This is a genomic window from Neobacillus niacini (assembly GCF_023715785.1).
GTDB classification, from domain to species: domain Bacteria; phylum Bacillota; class Bacilli; order Bacillales; family Cytobacillaceae; genus Neobacillus; species Neobacillus niacini_E.
On the sequence record NZ_JAMBOX010000109.1, the window covers coordinates 1 to 290 of the forward strand.

Here is a 290-nt window from a genome sequence, read left to right on the forward strand (position 1 = left end):
AAGAGCCTGCTCACTTACTTTTTTTATGCCCCGTAACCGGCAGTAGCGAAGCCCGTGCAGCTCTTTTGAGTCTGCGAAGCTTCGCTCAACTTTTTCCTTCCTAAATTTATAAAGTTCTTTTCCTGATTTAGATAAGAGCATTATTAAGTTCCTCAAAATATTTGCGAGTCTCTACTTCTACCTCTTCCTTTGTAAACTTATGTTTATTGGCATTTGCCTTTAAATGAGTTGAATCAGTAAATAAAACACGACCGCCTACCATTTTGTGATTCATTGCCTGAAGAACGATT

General features: G+C 38.3%; 2 pseudogenes. Both read right to left on the reverse strand.

Going from position 1 to position 290, the window contains the following annotated elements:
• A pseudogene (locus M3234_RS29055) lies at positions 1-123 on the reverse strand (transposase); the annotation flags it as partial.
• Positions 124-133: 10 nt separating this feature from the next.
• Positions 134-290, reverse strand: a pseudogene (locus tag M3234_RS29060) (IS5/IS1182 family transposase); the annotation flags it as partial.